Raw genomic sequence first — 18360 nt, 5'->3', positions numbered from 1 at the left:
AAGATTCAATCTGGTCTGTCCACAACCTAATGAGGTAATTTCAGGATTTGTCGCAAAACTGTGTCCAAATCACATCCTTTTTCGTGTTTTCTTCGCTGGTTGAGTCGGGCTCATTGAATGAGCCTGAATGTGCACTCGCCTTTGGTCACATGCTGGCTTTACGCTTTTTGTCCCAAGATGCTGTAATGGTTTGATTTAGAGGCAATGCGCTTTCCCAGTTGGAAACGCGATTTTTGGGCTGATGGTCTGCCTGAAGATGCTGGGTAAAAGCCCGCCGGTTCCACCGCAAAGCTGGCCTTCTTTGGCAAAAGAAAACAAATCCGACAAGAACAGGGGCGTCCCGTTAAACCTGCGCAAATGAGAAATGATGCGCAGACATAACGTGGCCCATCTTGGGTCAACCTTTTGCCGTCTTTGTTCGGCATCATGGTCCAGTCCTAAGAGTTTTTACGCACCGATCCGCTCGCTGCTCTTAAGTCTGCAATGCCCAGCGATTGGTTCGGTGCAAGAGGTTGGTGAAAAGTTATGCGTATACTTGCCGTAGACGACGACCCCAGCATCCTTGAGTTGCTGCATAATGTGCTCGCTGCATTCGGGTACAAGGATGTTGTGACCGCCCGAAACGGTCGCGAAGCCCTGGAGATTCTGTCGAACCCGTCCGAGGCGTTCGACTGTTTGCTTCTTGATGTGCAGATGCCGCAAATGAACGGGATCGCGTTGTGCGAAGAGGCCCGCAAACTGCCGGGATATCTGTACACGCCGATCATCATGGTAACGGCCATGGTGCAGAAGCAATATATCGACGAAGCGTTTGAGGCCGGGGCGACAGATTACGTCACAAAACCCTTTGAGTTTTCGGACCTCAAGCAGCGCCTGTCGGATGCCTACAGGATGGCAGCAGAACGTCGGGCAGCGATCGAGGTGTTTGAGGCCGATGCACATGCGTGGCCGGAATCGGAACTGTATCCCGACGACTCGGTAAGCGAGCCGCAGTATTTCGGGGATTTGCCCGGATGCATCGGTTTGGCCGAGTTTGAAAACTATGTCATTCAGCTTGCGACAATGCACTCGGCCGCAGCCAAGATCGTGGCGGTCCGGGTATCAGATGCAGAACACATGTACCGGTCCAGCAGCAAAAGCGAATTCCGCGAAGCCATGGCAGCCGCGGGTACAGCTCTGCTTCGAGCTACTCAAGAGGGGCGCAAGGTCGCAACCTATTGGGGCAATGGTGTTTTCCTGATCGTTTTTGACAAACAAGCGGGAATGAAGTCAGAGCCGTCGCTGTTGCAAGTGCCAACAATCACCGGCGCCGCAACAGATCACGCACTGGCGTTCCAGATAGGTGAAGAGATCACTCTGGAAGCCTCAACCAAGATGGAAGCGCTGTTTCTGATCGACAAAGCCGTAGAGCTGGTCGAGATGCAGGTCGGTCAGGCGGTCAAAACGGGCTGATCTATCAAGGCGTTGGAAGTTGCTCGATCGCCGGTAATGGCCGCCGATCGCGTGCGGCCAAAGCCTTTGAAAGACGAGAAAACGCTGCGCACATCATCGTCCGCGCCTGCTTCTTCATTAAGGGGAATTTGGTAGCGGAGGAGGGACTTGAACCCCCGACACGCGGATTATGATTCCGCTGCTCTAACCAACTGAGCTACTCCGCCATGAGTGAGAGGCGATTTAAGGGAGGGGGTAGTTAGCGTCAAGAGGGAAAACACGGTCCCCACAGGATTCTTTTGCCCCGTTCTAGCCCGTTTCAATTTTTGTGTCTGGATCAGCCATAGCGCGGGCAGCCATGTTGCGGATAAACGTGGCGCATGCCTCCGGGGCTGTGATCAGGATCATGTGTCCCAGGCCCTCGATGTTTTCGCAGCCAAGGCCGAACTGCTCCATCGAGTCCCCATGTGTGGTTGGTGACAGTATCGCGTCCTGCGCGCCGTAGAGGATACCTCCGGTTACCTTAAGGTCGCCATAACGTTCCGCTTGCGCCTCGATGCTGGCGTCAATGCCGACGACATCCTGCGAGCCGGTTACAAAAGCCGACGGGCGCAAACCCAGTGCGCCGCCCGCCCGATCCAGAAAATCAGCGGGTGCGGGATCGGGCGTGAATACGGCGTTCAGCGTATGAGGGGCAGTTTTGGCGGCCAGCGGCACGGCGATTGTATTGCCGATTAGGCGGCGCAGCCACTCAGCGCGAATTTCCAGCGGTTTGAAAACATGCGGAGGGGACGGCATCTTTTGCGTCAACGGGGCCAACAGGGCCAGTGCCTTGATTTTGTCAGGGTGATCCAACGCCATCGCCAGCGACACCGCACCGCCAAGCGAGTGGCCGACCAGAACCGCATCAGTCACACCTTTGGTGTCCAGAAACTCCTGGATCATGCGCGCTTGTTCCGGCAAGCGGCCTAGATCGGGGTTGTCCCGGGTCGAGTATCCGCAACCGGGCCGATCAACGGCAATGACGTGGTAGTCATCGGCCAGCATATCGACAAGCGCATAGGTGAAATGCTGCAACTGCCCTGTCAGCCCGTGGATCATGACGATGCTCTGGTTCGACGGATCACCTTCCGTAATGGCCCTCTCCGTGTCAAGCGCTACATTGGCAACCGGGCGCGCCGCGAGACCGATTTGGTTTTCGCGGGGTCGGTCATATGCAGAGCACACAGGTGTCATGGCCCTGGTTCTCAGAAGATTATGTTCATCATGCTTGGCTTTCGTCTGTGCTGTTCCGCGCAACTGATATGTCTCCACCAGGCTCTGCCTTCCGTTCGTGGTCAACGCACAACGCCGTTGCTGTGGTTGCCGACTTGATACTTTGTCCAGTGCAGTCCCGAGTGCCTATCTTCACTACGTGCTCAACCCTGCAAGGGCTGGCGACCAGGGGGTCTCGTGCATCATCGGGGACCGCGTCCCGGTTGGGGACGCCGCTGGGCAGACGCTTTCAGGCGTCGCCGTTTGCTCCTTTTGCTCGTGTTACGTTCATCGTGTATTGCCTCGGTTTCTCAGGCAGCGCGCAGCGCCATCGCCTCTTCACGAATGGACCGGAAGTCGGTGTTGTCCATCCACATGCGGTGCAGGACCACGCCGATCCGCCGCGCCAACGCGACCTTAGCCTTCCGTCTGTTGCCGCACTTCTCAGCGAGTTGCTGCGCCCAGGTTTTCAACCAGTTCTCGCTTCCGCAGTTCAGCATGCTATTCGCCGCTTGGAAAAGTGCGCAGCGCAAACCGACATCCCCAGTCTTGGAGATTGCCCCTACAACAGAGCGCTCGCCGGACTCTTCCCGACTGGGCGTCAGTCCGACCCACGGGCCGATATCCTTCGATCTGCGGAACCGGGTCGGATCATCAATCGCCGCCCGGTAGGTCAGTGCGACAACCGGCCCGACCCCCGGCATGGTCATCAGCTTGCGGCATACCGGGTCCTTCATGGCCATGCTGCGTACCTGCCGCTCAAAGACAGCCAGTTGCTTGCGCAGTTCTGCCCGCGCCGCCAGGATCGGCAACGCCATCTGCTTCAGCATGTCATTGCCGTCGATCAATTCCCGGACCCGTTCTTCATAGCCCTTCTTGGAGATCTGCCCCATCTTCAATCCAAAGTTGCGCAGGATCCCACGCATGGAGAGTTCCATGGCAATGAGCGCTTTTTTCAGTGCGTTGCGCCCAGTCAGAACCGCGCGCGTCTCCTGGGCGGTGACCGACTTGCAATGCACCGCACTGAACCAGCCGAGCTGGAGCAAGTGCGCGATCCCCTCGGCGTCCCTCCTGTCGGTCTTAATGGGCATGGCGGACAGCGCCTTCTTCACCCTGTGGGTTTCCATCAGCACAACCTGGAACCCCGCATCGGCCAGAGCCTTGTGCAGCCACTGCGACAGCGGACCGGCCTCCATGCCGATCCCGGTGATCTCGTAGGGCAGGTTCTGCATGAAGGCGACAAACGCAGCCGGTTCGCTGTCTATCTTGGCCTCTTTGATGATTTTGCCGCCTTCGCCAAGAATGCAAATGGCCGAGCTTGCCAAGGACACGTCTACTCCGATAAAAACACTCACGTCGTTGCTCCTGTTCGTATTCAGTTGCTGGGACGCCCCTCGGGGATGATCCCGTGGAGACGGACACGCCTCGCGTGTCTGGGGCAACGACACCGCATCTCCACGTCTGCAACAAGCGAAACGTTCGTGATTCGCGCCGGGGCCATTACGGTATCTCTCTCAACGTAGTGAATGCTGCCGCCGTTGACCGGCACGACCTCTCCCATTTGTGGCACCCGTTTAAGCCCGTCTCGGGTCAATTTGCGCGTCCAAATGTTCATGCCGACAAGGAAGGCTCCGATCAGCAGGATAAGGGTCAGGATCGTGGTCATCTCAGCGGTCTCCGCCTTGGGATGGGGCAGGGTGATACTGCTCCATGCCGGATTGGGCCATACGCTTTTCATACTCTGATACGGTACCGGGCCAAAGCGTTGTATTGCGGCCTTCGGCGTCCTGATACCATGATTTACAGCCGCCTGCCTGCCAGACACTGTCAGAATGGCGGTTCTGCATCTCTTGCGTAAAGCTCGCCTGTTTGGCCGCGTCAGGGGTGATGGCCCGAATCCCGTCGCGCTGCATCTGGTCCAGCACCCAACCGATGTGACGCACCTGTGCTTCGATCATCAGCACGACCGAGTTATGGCCCAGCCCGGTGTGCGGCCCCAGCAGGATAAAGAAGTTCGGGAACCCAGCGATGGCAGTGCCCAGATTGGCCTTCATCCCATCAGCCCAGGCTTCGCGCAGGGTCAGCTCGTCAGTCCCCGAGATATCCAGCCGGTCCACCACATCGGTGACGTGAAAACCGGTCCCCCAGATCAGCACATCCGCTTGGGTTTGGCTGCCATCGGTCGCGATGATCCGGTTGCCCTCAATCGACGCGACGCCATGAGGGATCACGTGCACATTGTCCCGTGCCAAGGCCGGGTACCAGTCGTTCGAGCTGAGGATGCGTTTGCAGCCGATTCGGTAATCGGGGGTGAGGCGCTGGCGCTCTTCGGGGTCCGAAATGGAGGCCTCCAGTGCCTTGCGCCACATCTTCATGGCGAAGTTCACCATCCGCTCTTCGCCGCGAAAGACCCGGTGGCGGTATTCGAAGATCAGATAGATCAGCTTGCGCCGTAATCGAGGCAGGGCCGGCACGCGCCGATACAGATCGCGAACCCAGGGTGCAATCGGCCCGTCCGGGCGGGGCAGGACGTAAGGCGCGGTGCGCTGGAAGATCGTGACATTGGCTGCCGACTTAGCGATTTCGGGTACGAATTGAACGGCTGAGGCCCCGGTGCCGACCACTGCGATGCTTTTGTTTGCAAGATCTGCTTCATGATCCCATTGGGCTGAGTGAAACTTAGGGCCGGGGAAACTTTCCGCCCCGGGGATGTCGGGTATGCTGGGCAAGTGCAGCGCGCCGATGGCCGAAACCAGAAATCGTGCCGACCAACGTTGCCCGCCCTCTGTCTCGACCTGCCAACATGCGCCGTCCCAGTGGGCGGATTTGAGCTGTTGGTGGAAATGGCACAGGTCATAAAGCCCCTCGTCGCGGCAGACCTTTTGCAGATATTCCTGAATCTCGGCCCCACCCGCATAGGCGCGGCTCCAGTTCGGGTTCAGATGGGTGGCCATCGAATACAGATGCGAGGGGATATCACAGGCGACACCGGGGTAAGTGTTCTCGCGCCATGTGCCGCCGATATCATCTGCTTTCTCTAGGATCGCGATGTCGCGGATGCCGCGTTTGCGCGCCTCGATGGCCATGGTCAGCCCCGAGAAGCCGGCACCGATGATAAGCATGTCCGTGCTGTGTTCCATGCGTCCGCCCCTCCCAAAGCGACCGTGATGGTCCTTTGAGCATATAAGAGGGCGCGCCTGTACAAATAGGGTTTCGTAGGGTCAGCCCACGAGCAAATGCACTGACAATCCCGTCAGAAGTCCAGCCGATGCGCCCGATCATGAGCGGCCAGCCGCGCGTTCAGAGCGTTGGCTTCGGGCGCGCCGGCCTCCAGCGCAAAGACAAAGGCATGGGTCAGATAAAAACAGGCCGCGTCGATGTCGCCTGCGCCCTCCTGTTCATCTGCCGCAATCGTATAATAGCGGATGAGGGCGGCATGATCGTTGCGATCATGCGCCTCAAGCAGCAGACGATCCAGCTCTTCTTTGTTCATCGCAGTTCCGTCAGAAATCCCTGACCCACGATGCTATTCTGCGCGGCCATTCTCAACCTGCGAGGCGACCCAGTGATGGAAGTTATGTGTTGGTCCATCCATCGCCGGAGAGAACCGCCCGCCGTCGAACAGCATCCCATGACGACCCTTTTGCATGCCTTCGACCACAAAGACGTCCTCTTCGAATACCGTTTTCCACAGCTGCGCGTTCGAGGCGCGCAAACCGTCATGCTGGGGCGTGTCTTCGACGCTTTTGGCATAGTACAGTTCGATGTGTTCGACCGTATTTTCGTGATCGACCGGCTCTAGCACAATTGCAAAGGCGTGGTCGCGCTGTACGCCCAGCAGGACATTGGGGTAAATTGCAATATATTCAGCGCCTTCATCCCATTTGTCGCTGAGGCCCTCGAAATCGGGGAAAGTAGCGCCGTCCTGATCGGTCAGTTGGCGGTAAACCAGCGTTCCCTGGCCCGAGTAATGTCCGCGCGCCTCGATGTTATAGTGATCCTCAAGCCGGGAATAGCTGTTCAGGCCGGGATGGACCCAAGGCAGGTGGTAGCTTTCGCAGTAGTTTTCGACCGCCAGCTTCCAATTGGTTTTGACCTCCAGCTTGAACGACGACGTCTCGCCACCGTGATGCAGGGGCTGTTCGAATTCCTTCCAGCGTTCCAGCAGAGCGCCGTGCGCGTCCTCAAACGCAGGCGCGTTGCCGTCCACGTTGACAAAGATCACATCGCGCCAGACGTGCGAGCGGACGCGGACCAGACCAAGATCGTCCCGGTTGACATCTTCGTGCTTGTTCTGGCCAGGGCCGCCCACATGGGGGGTCGCGCGCAGCTCACCCTTCAGGCTGTAGCACCAGCTGTGATAGGGGCAGCGGATCGCGCCGCCGATCTTGCGCGGCGTGTCCACAAGGATCATGCCGCGGTGACGGCAGGTGTTCTGGAAGACGCCGATCTCGCCATCCCGGTCGCGGACGATCAGCAGCGGCATACCCAGAAAATCCACTGGCTTGGCATCGCCTTCTTCGGGGACATCCTTGCCGAACCCGATGCCTGACCAGTTGGCAAAAAGCACGGATCGCTTTTCCTCGGCGAACATGGCCGGGTCGATATAGTGTTCGTTCGGCAGGCCGTTGGCGACAGTCACATCGGCCAGAACGGAATTCAGCGGGCTGTGCTTGTTCATCGGGCTCTCCTGGGCGTTGCTGGATGGTTTCCTATCTCTATTGGCGGATGGCGCGGTCTTCGCTCAATATCAGAAAAGCTCATCACAGAGTGACTGAATCTAAACCGAGCCTTCCTGAACCTCTTGAATGATCCAAGCTTTTAGGGCGCGGGCACTGTCTGAGAGTTCGTCGTCGGGGCGCCCGACCAGATAAAATTGGTTCGGTGCCGGTACATGATGAGGGCCGATAGGCACCAATTTGCCCGATTGCAGCATCGGCAGGATCAAGCGCCGCCAACCCAGTGCCAACCCTGCGCCCTTGCGGGCCAGTTGCAGCGCAACCGAATAGCTGTTGACGCGGGATTCAATCGGGACCTGCCCGCCGTATCCCAGTTGCCGAAACCATTCCGGCCATGTGGTCCAGCTGCGATCTTCGGAATCCAGATGGATCAGCCGTTCCGCAGCGAGGTCTTCAAGGCTGGCTCCGGCAAGTCGGTCGGCCACTTCTGGGCTGGCGACCGGGATCAGGTGGTCGCGGAACAAGGGTGTGTGGGACAGGCTCGGGTCGGCGTCCTGTCCATATCGGATGAAAAAATCCACATCGGGCCGATCACGAAACGGGCGGTCCTGCGAAATCTGATCCACATTCACTTCGGGCATCTCGCGCCAGAACCGGATCACAGCAGGCGACAACCAAAGCGCCGCAACAGCGATCGTAGAGCCGACCGTAACCTTGCCACCTGATTTTCGGTCCCGGATCGACGCCAGAACTTTCGAAATACGGCTGAATGAGGACGACAGTGCCTCGTACAGCGCTTTGCCGTCCTCGGTCAGGTCGACACCGCGATGTTTTCTCTGGAACAAGGTGGTGTCCAGATCGCCCTCAAGCGCCTTGATCTGGTGGCTGACCGCGCCCGGCGTGACCGAGAGTTCTTCGGCGGCGTTTTTGAAACTCAGATGCCGCGCGGCAGCTTCGAAAGCCGACAAAGTGGTCAGGGGCGGCAGGTTGTAGTGGCGTCTGGACATAGTGGTTGTGGATTCTTCACTTGGGTTCGGTTGAGCTTACCTCATCCGAGTATTAAGATTTTTGCGGTTGAAGACCAGAGGTATGTGGTCGGAAGGTGTATTTGCCGGGCACGTTTTCGGACCCGTGTCGCAAAAGTACAGAATGCGTCGGTTCCAGCCCGATCAACCAGAAACTGGCAGTATACGCAAGAAAACCATTAACCGCCGCATTCTGACGGCGGCCTGGGCCTTGCGCCTGACATAGCTTTTAGATGCCTGCCCAGCTGGAGGAACGGTGCTACGCACCAAGGGAGCGGGCCAGACAAAAGACCAGAATTGGGGGGGCTCGTTTAGGCGAGCTCAACCCAACGCATACCGTCAACACGGAGGAGAAGATGTCGGTACCCGAACCCTTTACGGATGTTGAGATAGAAACGGCCGATGCCGGTTTCTATGAAAACTACAGCGTCCCCATTGCCCTGATCAGTAAGGCCATCATGGTCGGGCTGGTGCTTTGGGCGCTTGTTTTCCCAGCTAACGCAAACAGCACGCTGGGGTCTCTGAACGGTCAGTTGCTTGAGATTTTCAACAGCTTTTACGTTTTGATCGTCGGCGCGTTTTTCTTCTTTCTCGCCATTGTCGCCATCATTCCGGCCACGGGCCGCCGGATCATGGGCACGCCGGGTGAAAAGCCCGAGTTCTCGAATTTCTCATGGTTCTCGATGATGTTCGGTGCCGGTCTGGGTGTTGGCCTGATGGTCTTTGCCACGGCTGAACCGCTGGGCCTGTGGGGGTCGAACCCCGTGGTCGTGTCCGGCGCGGTCGAGGGCAACTCGCCCGAAGCACTGCAATCGGCTTATCGCTTTACCTATCTGCACTACGGTTTCCACGCCTGGGCGATTTACGTCGTCACTGGCCTGTCGCTGGCCTACTACGCCTATACCCGTGACATGCCGCTGACCATTCGTTCGGCGCTGACACCGCTGTTCGGTCGTTTCGTCAACGGCTTTTTCGGCCATGTGGTCGATGTGCTGGGCGTTGTGGCAACGATCCTTGGTGTGTCCGTGACCATCGGGTATGGCGTCAGCCAGTTTATCGACGGTGTTTATGCCATTACAGGCATGCAGTGGGTCATGGATCTGGGCGGAGAAGTTCCGACCCCCAGCAAAGTTGGTCTGATCACCGGTCTGGTCGTCATCATGAGCCTGTCGATCATCTCGGCTGTGTCCGGTGTGGGCCGGGGTGTGAAATACCTGTCGAACCTGAACCTGGTTCTGTCGATCATCCTGCTGGGAACCTTCGTCGTCTTCGGTTCGTTCGTCTTTGCGATGACCACCTATGGCTCTGCGATGGTGGATTACATCCTGCATTTCCTGTCGCTCAGCTTTAACGCCTATGGCCCGCTTTCGACCGAAGCGTTCGCGGCGGCTCTGCCTGCCGAGGCACAGGCGCATGCGGCGGACTTGATGGGGGGCGCAACCAACGCGTGGGGCAGCTTTGAGGGCTTTCGCGAGGGCCTGACTGGTGCCGCTGCCGAGCTGGACGCCGAGACGCTGGCCGCGGCCTATGCCGCAGGTGAGCAGGGTCGTCAGTTCGGTTGGCAGGCGGGCTGGACCACCTTCTACTGGGCCTGGTGGATCGCGTTCTCGCCCTTCGTGGGTCTGTTCCTCGCACGTATCTCGAAAGGTCGTACTGTGCGTGAGTTCATTCTGGGCTGTGTTTTCGCACCGGCGCTGGTCTGCTTTGCGTGGATGACTGTTCTTGGTGGTACGGCGATTGATCTGGAGCTGGCAGGTGCCGCCGAGGGTGCAATCATCGGCGCGTCGAACACCAACAAGCTGTTCGTGACCCTGTCCTACATGATTGACGGTGGGCTGTTGTCCATGCTGAACGTCATGTGCGTGATCCTGATCATGACCTTCCTTGTGACGTCCGCAGACTCGGGAATTCTGGTGATGAACACCATCATGTCCGGCGGCAGTCAGGAAACAGGCGTCAAGCATCGCATCATCTGGGGTGTGATCCTGACCGCTGTGATCGGTGCGCTGATCCTTGCTGCCGGGGAAAACAACCCGATGGACGCGCTGCGCAATGCGATGATCATTGGCGCGCTGCCATTCACAATGGTGATGGGCCTGATGTGCATCGCGTTGGGTAAGGCGCTGTTCCGCGACGGCCAGCGGGACAAACACGGCGTTTCTACACAAGCCGCCGAGTAAATCAGGCCAATCTGACACCAACGCCGCCCCCGCCTGGGGGCGGCGTTTCCTTTTTCCTCATGTCGCTTCTTGCAAGCAGATATCGCTATCAGTGAGGTGAATCGGCCGCGAATCCCCCAATGTGATACACAAGATTGGAGGATTGCCCGATGAACATCCGAACCGCGACCCGCGCAGGCGGACGCTCGGCCCGCCGCGCTCTGCGCACCGCACCGAACTTTGAAATGCTGCCCGGCCTGACCCGTGGCATCCCCTTGTGCGAGGTGATGGACGGCGCGCAGGTTGAGCGGATCGACAACGCTTCGATGGACATTCTCGAAAACGTAGGCGTGCAATTCCGCGACCCTATCGCGCTGGAAGACTGGAAGAAGGTCGGCGCCAAGGTCGAGGGCGAATTGGTCTACTTGGATCGCGGTCTGGTGCGCGAGCTGATCTCCACCATCCCCAGCGATTTCACTTATCACGCCCGGGATCCGAAAAAGAATGTGCGGCTGGGCGGCAAGCATTCGATTTTTGTCCCGATGACGGGTGCGCCTTTCCTGCGTGATCTGGACGACGTACGCCGCAACCCGACGCTGGACGATCTGGCGATGTTCCATAAGATCAGCCACATGATGCCCGCGTTGCATTCTTCGGCGCACCACATTGTGGAACCCTATGATCACCCGATCAGCCAGCGGCATCTGCGGATCACTTATTCGTCGATGAAGCATTCGGACAAGACGTTCATGGGCATGACCACCAGCCCCAAGAACGCTGAGGATGTGATGGAGATGTGCGCCATTCTCTTCGGAGAAGAGTTCCTTGAGAGCCACCCTGTCACCACCGGCAACTGCAATGGCAATTCTCCGCTGGTCTGGGATGAAACCATGCTGGGCGCAATGCGCGCCTTCTGCCGCCGCAATCAGCCGGTGCTGTGCTCACCCTTTGTGCTGGGCGGGGCCAACACGCCCGCGTCTGTGCCTGCTACCGTCGCGCAGCTGAACGCCGAGGCGCTGAGCGCGCTGGCTTATACTCAGGTCATCCGTAAGGGCGCGCCCGCGATCTACGGCCATTACCTGTCGACAGTCTCGATGAAATCCGGTGCGCCGATGGCGGGTACGCCCGAGATCAGTCTGATGAACTTCATGATCGGCCAAATGGCGCGGCACTACGATGTGCCGTGGCGGACGTCGAACACGCTGGGCGGGGCCAAGACGTTTGACGCGCAGGCCGGGTATGAATCCGCGACGACTTTGCAGGCGGTGATCCACGCCGGGGCCAACTACATCTGGCACAGCGCAGGTTGGAACGAGGCGGGCATGCACTGTTCCGTCGCCAAGTTCATCGTCGATGCCGAACAATGCGCCATGGCCTACCGCATGGCCGAGGGGCCGAAATGGCACGATTTCGATCAGGCCATTGCTGCGGTGCCGGATGTCGGCCCCGGCGGGCACTATCTGGGCCATCCGCATACGCAGGACAATTTCCAGGACGCCTTCTTCATGCCCGAGATGTTCGACAACAACTCGATCGAGCAATGGGTCGCTGAAGGTGAGGTCGAGATCACCGAACGCGCCCTGAACCGCGCCCGAACTCTGTTGGCCGAATATGAGGAACCTAAACTGGACGAGGCCAGGAACGAGGCTTTGCTGGATTACATCGCCCGACGCGAACGAGAAATCCCGGCGGCTGATGAACTCAACCAGAGCTATTAACGCAAACTCCCCGCAACTCACCCGCCCGGCCGACCGGGCGGGCTTTTTCAACTCTGGCCGGAGGATCAATGGACTTACACGGCAAAACAGCCCTTGTGACCGGAGCCGCGGGCGGAATTGGGGCGGCCCTAGTGCAGCGCCTGCGCCACGCAGGTGCAAGGGTGGCGGTCGCTGACCGCATGGTCGAGGGCATTGACGCGGACGCGCATCTGCCCGGTGACCTGCTGGATGGATCTTATGCGGACACGTTGCCTCAATCTGTTGCGGATGCGCTGGGCGGGTTGGATATCGTGGTTAATAATGCGGGCGTCATAACGCGCGGCTCGGTCACCGAGACGACAGATCAGGACTGGTCCCTGTCGCTGGGGGTGAATGTCGAGGCCCCGTTCCGCATCTGCCGTGCCGCGATCCCGATCATGGCGGCGACTGGTGGAGGGGCCATCGTCAATACCGCCTCATGCTGGGGTCTGCGCCCTGGCCCCAACCACGCGGTCTATTGCATGACCAAAGCGGCAATTGCGTCTTTGACCCAGTGTATGGGCATGGATCACGCGCATCAGGGCATCCGCATCAACGCCGTCTGCCCGAATGAGGTAAATACGCCGATGTTGCGATCCGGGTTCGAAAAGCGCGGGTTTGATCCAGACACCGCCGTGGCCGAGTTGGGCCAAACCGTACCGCTTGGCCGCATTGCGGAACCCGAAGACATCGCCGATGTGGTCATGTTTCTCGTCTCGGACGCATCGCGTTATGTTTGCGGCGCGCTATTGGAAGTGAACGGAGGCAAGCCGGTCTCATGACTCGATTTGAAGGCAAAACCGCACTTGTTACCGGCGGCCGCAGCGGTATCGGTCGCGCCATAGCTGAACGGTTACGCGACGACGGCGCGCGCGTGTTTACAGCGCAGCGCGGGGCCGACCCGGACTTTGAAGGGATTGAAGCCGATTTCAGCAAACCGCGCAGCCCGCAAGCCGTGTTGGATCATGTCATCGACCGGGCAGGGCGGTTGGATATCTTGATCAACAACGCTGGAATGATGCAGGAAGCCACGGTCGAAGATATGAGTCTGGACGACTGGCAGCGTACTTTGATGGTCAACCTCACCGCGCCTTTCTTGTTGATCAAAGCGGCCCTGCCGCACCTGCGCCAGACACGTGGCTGCATTGTCAATACAGGTTCGATCGAAGGGCTCGGCAGCAATCCCGGCCATGCAGCGTATTGCGCTTCCAAGGCCGGGTTGCATGGGCTTACCCGTGCGGTGGCGGTCGATCACGGAGCGGACGGCATCCGTTGCAACGCCGTTGCGCCGGGGTGGATCGACACCGAACTGAATGTGGATTTCATCGCCTCAATGCCCGACCCCGCGGGATTTCACGAGGATATCAAGCGCATCCATCCCGTGGCACGTACGGGCGCCCCCGAGGAGGTCGCGGCATTGGTGGCGTTCCTCGCCTCAGACGACGCCAGTTTCATCACAGGGCAGGTCTATACAGTCGATGGCGGTCGCATGGCCAAGCTGAGCTTGCCCTGATCATTCGTCCCGCGCGCGCCATTCTTTCCAGCGCAGCACGGCGTTTGCACCGATTTCCCGGAACGGCTGTGGGGGTAGGCGTTTGGGTTGGGCCTCGGCCTCGAAATGGCGGGTAATGTCCGAGCTGTGACCACAAGCCCGTTCCGCCGCCGCGATCCCGGTCAGGGTGCCGCGTGCGATGCCCAGTCCGTTCTGAACGCAACCGGAATAGACACCGGGTTCGATCTCACGCGTGACCGAGACGCCGTTGAGACTCAGGCACAGATGGCCTGCCCATTGGTATTGCATTTCCATTCCGGCCAGTTGCGGGAAGCGTTGGTCGAATTTGCGTTGCATGACTCGTGCGGCTCGCGCCAGATCGCGCTGTGTTGAGGCCATGCCAGGACGCAGCGCCGCGCAGGTGCGTGTGATGATGCGATTGCCGCCTTGTCCGGTGTCTATCCGTCGCATGGTGGTTCCCATCGGATCGGACGGCGTGACCCCCCAGCGCGGCTGTCCGCCCAGACGAGTCAGAGCATCGCTATCCAGTTCCGGCGTCATCGCGGCAAATAGAAACAGCTGCATCAGGCGGTCGCTTTCAATGCCAAAGCTTTCCAAATGACCGTTTACAGTGAGGATAACCGCGCCCGTACTCACGGTGCCGCCTTTCGTTGTCACCCGCCACGCGTTGCCCTGTTTTTCGAACCCGGTCACGGCAGAATTTTCGAACAGGGCCACACCTGCCGCAACCAGCCCAGCAGCCAGCCCTCGGATATAGCCCGCCGGTTGCAGCATTACCGTACCGGGCGTGTAGAGGCCGGACCGGTAATGCTTTGATCCGGTCAGGTCGTGCATCTGCTGAGGGTCCAGCATCTCGCTGGCTTCACCCAGTGTTTCCAAGTGCTTTGCATAGCTTAGGTTATGGGCCTGCCCCGCCGCGCTTGCCGCGCCATTCACTTTGCCCGCCGGGTCAAAGAAGTTCGGGTTGATTTGGTATTGTTCAACGGCCGAGCGCGCAAAGGCGATGGCCTGCCGGTTTAAGGCAACCATCGCCTTGCCGTCACCCGTACCTGCATAATCAACCGACGCCAGATCATGCGGCAGGTCGATCATAAAGCCCGAGTTGCGCCCGGCCGCGCCCTCGGCCACCCGACCGGCCTCCAGTACGACGATGCGGGCCTCGGGTTGCAACTGCTTTAGCCGTCGTGCCGCCGACAATCCGGCAAAGCCGGCGCCGACGATCACGAAATCTGCTGTCTGGTCCCTGTCCAGCTTCTGCGCGGGCGGTTGGGCGCCAAGGATGGCGCTCCAGGCCGCTGGCCCGCGATGGACGGGTAAGGTCCTGGCAGAGTAGGCGCTCAATCCACGGCCTCATCCGCGTCATCAGCCAAATCAATCCAGATGGTTTTTAACTGAGTGTACTGGTCGTGAGCGTGGACTGAGTTGTCCCGCCCACCAAAACCGGATTGCTTGTAGCCGCCGAAGGGCGTGGTGATGTCGCCCTCGCCAAAGCTGTTCACCGTTACCGTACCCGCCCGGATGGCCCGAGCGCCGCGAATGGCGCGTTTGGCGTTGGCTGTGAAGATCGAGGCGCAGAGGCCATAGTCAGTGTCATTGGCGATTTTGATGGCTTCGTCAAAGCCCGATACCTCGATCACTGACAGGACAGGGCCGAAGATTTCTTCGCGCGCCAAAGTGGCGTCATTGCCGGGAACTTCGACCACGGTGGCTTCGACAAAGCCATCTGCGGCCTTGCCACCGATCACCACATTCTCGGCCTGGTCCAGATAGCTGCAAACCTTGGTGTAGTGGCCTTCGCTGACCAGCGCGCCCATGCGGGTTTCCGGGTCCAGCGGGTCGCCGATATTCCATTGTTTGGCGTGGTGTGCGATGCGCTCCAGCAGTTCGGCCTTCACATCCTTATGCACGATCAGACGCGACGAGGCCGAGCAGTTCTCGCCCATATTCCAGAACGCACCATTCACCACGTGCGCAGCCACTCGGTCGAGGTTCTCGGCGTCGTCCATCACGATGGCGGGGTTTTTGCCGCCCATCTCAAGCACGACCTCTTTGGCGTTGCTTTCAGCGGAATAGGTCAGGAAGCGCTTGCCGGTGACGGTCGAGCCGGTGAAGGATACCATATCGATATCCATGTGCCGTCCAATCGGTTCGCCGACCTCTGCGCCACCGCCCGGAACCATGTTCAACACGCCACGGGGCAGGCCTGCCTCCATCGCCAGCTCGGCCATGCGCAGGGCCGTCAGCGTGGTTTCAGCCGCTGGTTTCACCACTACCGAGCACCCTGCTGCTAGAGCTGGCCCGATCTTCCACGCCAGCATCAGCAAAGGGAAGTTCCACGGCAGGACCAGACCTACAACGCCGATGGGCTCGCGCACCACCATGGCGATGTGATCGTCGCTGGCAGGTGAGACCTGATCGTAGATCTTGTCGATCGCCTCGGCGTGCCATTTCAGGCAGTGGATGGTTTCAGGCACATCTACAGTTTCGCAGTCAAAGATGGTCTTGCCGCTGTCGATGCTCTCCATCACCGCCAGTTCCCGCGCGTTGCGGGTCATCAGTTTGCACAGACGGATCAGCACGTCCTTGCGCTCGGACGGGTGCAGTTTCGACCAACGGCCATCGTCAAACGCCTCACGCGCCTTTTCGACGGCAAAATCCACGTCCGCCGCCCCGCAGGCCGCGATATCGGCCAGCTTGTCGCCGGTTGCGGGGTTCACCGTTTCAAACGTCTCGCCCGAGATCGCCGGGCGGTACGCGCCGTCGATGAAAGCACCGGTCGGCAGGGTCAGGCCTGCGGCGATGGATTTGTATTCGTCCTGTGTCAGCAATTCCATTGCTCAGCCCTCCGCCACGATATCTGCGATTGTTTTCTTCAGCACACGGGTCACCTGTTCCAGTGCGCGCTTGTCGTCCTTGTTCAGACCTTTCAGCGGAGGCCGCATCGCGCCCGCGTCGATCCCGTTCATGGTGACGCCATGCTTGATCGTCTGGATGAACTTGCCACCCTGTTCCAACACCCGCATCAGTGGCATCATGGCCGACATGATCCGGCGGCCTTTGGCGAAATTGCCTTCGATCACGCAGGCGTTGTAAAGCGCCACATGCTCGGCAGGCAGGAAGTTCGACCCGCCGCAGACCCAGAACGGGGCACCCCAGGCGAAGAACTCCAGCGCCTGATCGTCCATACCGCAACCAAGCTGGATATGCGGGTAATCCCGCGCCAGCAAATGAACCCGATTGATATCGCCCGAGCTTTCCTTGATTCCACAGAAATTCCGGCTGCGGCCTACGCGGTCGAGGAATTCTTCATTCATCATCGTTCCGGTGCGGTGCGGATAGTTGTACAGCATCACCGGCAGGTCAGCGGCCTTGTCGATGGCCAGCGCGTTCAACGCGTTTTCGCGGTCGGTCGGCACCGAATAGGGCGGGCTGGCCAGCAGGATCGCCTCCGCGCCGATCTCGCGCGCGCCAGCGGCCAGCGCAATCGAGTCCGGCGTCAGCATTGCCCCGGTTCCCATGACCAAAGGCAGGCGGCCATTCAACCGGTCATGCGTGAACCGAGCCAGTTCCAGCCGTTCGTCGACTGTTTGCGCATAGTTCTCGCCAGTCGATCCGCCCGAGATGAGGCCGTGTACGCCGTTCTCGATCAGGTATTCGATCACATCCGACAGGGCGTCCCAATTCACGCTGCCATCGGCGTGATAAGGCGTGACCACCGGGGTGTAGATCCCCTCAAACTTGAAAATCGGGTTCATTCCGTCCTCATGCAGGTTTCGACAGGGGCGGGAGGCCCATTGGGACATCCAGCGCGTCAGGCATCACGAACAACTCGATCTGGTCGCGTGACAGGTTCCAGTGATCCTCGGCCAGCTGCGCAGCAGCCGCCTCATCGCCCGCCTCGATGGCGGCGATGATGGCGTCATGCTGGGTGCTGGCCTCGGACAGGTTTTCAGACATCTTCGCCGTTTGCGGGCGATAAAAGGTCATCCCGACCCGGGCGTGATCGATCAGCAGCCGATTGAACGAGGGCAGCAGGTAGACGTTGCCAGACATCTCTCCGGTCACGTCGTGAAAGCGGTTATTGGCCAGCGCGCGGTCCTCGGCAGGTCCCGAGCGCAGCGCGGCCTTGAACGCCTGCTGCGCGTCCTTCAGGTCATCAATCTGCGCTCGCGTCGCGTTCTGCGCGGCCAGCCGCAGGATTGCGCCATAAACCATGGGCGCGGCCAGAAAGAAGTCGCGCAGGGTGGTATAGGACATCTCGGATACCCGCGCGCTGCGGTTGGTGCGCAGGTCCAGATAGCCTTCGCCTGCCAATTGCCGGAACACCTCGCGCAGAGGGGTGCGCGACAGGCCGAACGCGTCGGACAAATGTGCTTCATCCAGATCGGTGCCGGGTTGCAGGCGCAAGGTCAGGATAGACACGCGCAGGTGATCCCTCAGCGCGTCCTTGCGAGATTTGGCGTCGTCTTTCATCTCGGTCATCCCAATCAAGTGCGAATCGTACTGGCAGTTTGTGCTCTTTCTGTATTTCACAAAAATACAACTTGTATACAGAAAAAAATG

15 protein-coding genes and 1 tRNA gene are annotated in these 18360 nt (G+C 59.4%); 5 read left to right on the top strand and 11 right to left on the bottom strand.

The window, feature by feature from the left end; genetic code table 11:
* Window positions 1-525 precede the first annotated feature (525 nt).
* Window positions 526-1452, top strand: a complete 927-nt coding sequence (locus ACOQOY_RS08075) for a response regulator (protein ID WP_420584944.1) — start codon at window positions 526-528, stop codon at window positions 1450-1452.
* 129 nt (window positions 1453-1581) lie between these two features.
* Here ACOQOY_RS08075 and ACOQOY_RS08070 read toward each other — a convergent pair.
* The 7 genes from ACOQOY_RS08070 to ACOQOY_RS08040 form a co-directional block, all read right to left on the bottom strand.
* Window positions 1582-1658 (bottom strand) — tRNA-Met (locus ACOQOY_RS08070).
* 82 nt (window positions 1659-1740) lie between these two features.
* Window positions 1741-2667: an alpha/beta fold hydrolase gene (locus tag ACOQOY_RS08065; protein WP_420584943.1), complete on the bottom strand. Its 927-nt coding sequence runs from the start codon at window positions 2665-2667 to the stop codon at window positions 1741-1743.
* Window positions 2668-2996: 329 nt separating this feature from the next.
* The gene (locus ACOQOY_RS08060; protein ID WP_420584942.1) at window positions 2997-4040 is read right to left on the bottom strand and encodes an IS110 family transposase; all 1044 of its coding nucleotides are present in this window, start codon (window positions 4038-4040) and stop codon (window positions 2997-2999) included.
* Window positions 4041-4352: 312 nt separating this feature from the next.
* A complete protein-coding gene (locus ACOQOY_RS08055) occupies window positions 4353-5825 on the bottom strand; it encodes a flavin-containing monooxygenase (protein ID WP_420584941.1) in 1473 nt (490 codons plus the stop codon).
* A gap of 113 nt (window positions 5826-5938) precedes the next feature.
* Window positions 5939-6178: a hypothetical protein gene (locus ACOQOY_RS08050; protein ID WP_420584940.1), complete on the bottom strand. Its 240-nt coding sequence runs from the start codon at window positions 6176-6178 to the stop codon at window positions 5939-5941.
* 33 nt (window positions 6179-6211) lie between these two features.
* A complete protein-coding gene (locus ACOQOY_RS08045; protein WP_420584939.1) occupies window positions 6212-7366 on the bottom strand; it encodes an aromatic ring-hydroxylating oxygenase subunit alpha in 1155 nt (384 codons plus the stop codon).
* Window positions 7367-7465: 99 nt separating this feature from the next.
* A complete protein-coding gene (locus ACOQOY_RS08040) occupies window positions 7466-8371 on the bottom strand; it encodes a LysR substrate-binding domain-containing protein (protein ID WP_420584938.1) in 906 nt (301 codons plus the stop codon).
* 374 nt (window positions 8372-8745) lie between these two features.
* On the opposite strand from ACOQOY_RS08040, the gene ACOQOY_RS08035 reads away from it, so the two are divergent.
* The 4 genes from ACOQOY_RS08035 (at window position 8746) to ACOQOY_RS08020 (ending at window position 13797) form a co-directional block, all read left to right on the top strand.
* Complete coding sequence (locus ACOQOY_RS08035; protein ID WP_420584937.1) at window positions 8746-10569, top strand: BCCT family transporter; 1824 nt, start codon at window positions 8746-8748, stop codon at window positions 10567-10569.
* Between the two features lie 149 nt (window positions 10570-10718).
* Window positions 10719-12266 (top strand): trimethylamine methyltransferase family protein, encoded by a 1548-nt coding sequence (locus tag ACOQOY_RS08030; RefSeq protein WP_420584936.1) that lies wholly within the window; start codon window positions 10719-10721, stop codon window positions 12264-12266.
* Between the two features lie 68 nt (window positions 12267-12334).
* The gene (locus ACOQOY_RS08025) at window positions 12335-13066 is read left to right on the top strand and encodes an SDR family NAD(P)-dependent oxidoreductase (protein WP_420584935.1); all 732 of its coding nucleotides are present in this window, start codon (window positions 12335-12337) and stop codon (window positions 13064-13066) included.
* Window positions 13063-13797, top strand: coding sequence for an SDR family NAD(P)-dependent oxidoreductase (locus tag ACOQOY_RS08020; RefSeq protein ID WP_420584934.1), 735 nt, complete (start codon window positions 13063-13065; stop codon window positions 13795-13797). Before ACOQOY_RS08025 ends, ACOQOY_RS08020 begins: the two co-directional genes overlap by 4 nt.
* Here the strand turns inward: ACOQOY_RS08020 and ACOQOY_RS08015 are convergent, their stop codons facing one another.
* The 4 genes from ACOQOY_RS08015 to ACOQOY_RS08000 are packed head-to-tail and all read right to left on the bottom strand — an operon-like array spanning window position 13798 to window position 18270.
* Window positions 13798-15138: an NAD(P)/FAD-dependent oxidoreductase gene (locus ACOQOY_RS08015; RefSeq protein ID WP_420584933.1), complete on the bottom strand. Its 1341-nt coding sequence runs from the start codon at window positions 15136-15138 to the stop codon at window positions 13798-13800.
* Window positions 15135-16631 (bottom strand): aldehyde dehydrogenase, encoded by a 1497-nt coding sequence (locus tag ACOQOY_RS08010; RefSeq protein ID WP_420584932.1) that lies wholly within the window; start codon window positions 16629-16631, stop codon window positions 15135-15137. The genes ACOQOY_RS08015 and ACOQOY_RS08010 overlap by 4 nt, the downstream gene beginning before the upstream one ends.
* A gap of 3 nt (window positions 16632-16634) precedes the next feature.
* On the bottom strand, window positions 16635-17552 hold the full coding sequence (locus ACOQOY_RS08005) for a dihydrodipicolinate synthase family protein (protein WP_420584931.1): 918 nt from the start codon (window positions 17550-17552) through the stop codon (window positions 16635-16637).
* Between the two features lie 7 nt (window positions 17553-17559).
* Window positions 17560-18270 (bottom strand): GntR family transcriptional regulator, encoded by a 711-nt coding sequence (locus ACOQOY_RS08000; RefSeq protein WP_420584930.1) that lies wholly within the window; start codon window positions 18268-18270, stop codon window positions 17560-17562.
* Window positions 18271-18360 lie beyond the last annotated feature (90 nt).

The organism is Ruegeria sp. (genome assembly GCF_965221235.1).
Classification (GTDB): domain Bacteria; phylum Pseudomonadota; class Alphaproteobacteria; order Rhodobacterales; family Rhodobacteraceae; genus Ruegeria.
This window is presented reverse-complemented; position numbering and strand designations above follow the sequence as displayed.